Below are 473 nucleotides of genomic sequence, written 5' to 3' on the forward strand. Positions count from 1 at the left end.
ATCATCACTATAATTAATAGTACCAGTCGCATCGAGCGCATCGTAGACGGTTTCCCACGGATTACTTTCATCCTCGACAAAAGCATAGAATGGGTAAGTCACTGTAATTTCATCTGCAGCCGATACTCGGCCAACGAATGGGTTTGCAAGGCTCACCACAAAAATACCAGCAATTAAGCAGAACATTATTTTTTGACTATTAAAAATCCGCACCTAAACTCCTTTTTCTCTATTTGTATCCATTATAGCATAAGTGCGTTAAATGTGCATGAATGTTTATGCAAATGATATAATATCAGTAATAGATGGAGGCAATAAATGAAAATTGATTATTTGGGGCACGCATGTTTTTTAATCAACGATTGTTTGGTAATCGACCTATATAAAGATGGTTCGGTGCCGGGGCTAAAGCCTTTGCGCGCTTCGGCGAAAAAAGTAATCTGTACGCACGACCACGCGGATCATAGCGGACG

General features: G+C 40.2%; 1 protein-coding gene. It reads right to left on the reverse strand.

The window, feature by feature from the left end; all coding sequences use genetic code 11:
* Positions 1 to 213: hypothetical protein (locus AWB54_RS15065; RefSeq protein WP_153014776.1), on the reverse strand; the 213-nt coding region annotated here is incomplete at its 3' end.
* Between the last annotated feature and the right edge of the window lie 260 nt (positions 214 to 473).

Origin of the sequence: Syntrophomonas wolfei subsp. methylbutyratica (assembly GCF_001570625.1) — a bacterium.
In the GTDB taxonomy this organism is placed as follows: Bacteria; Bacillota; Syntrophomonadia; order Syntrophomonadales; family Syntrophomonadaceae; genus Syntrophomonas; species Syntrophomonas methylbutyratica.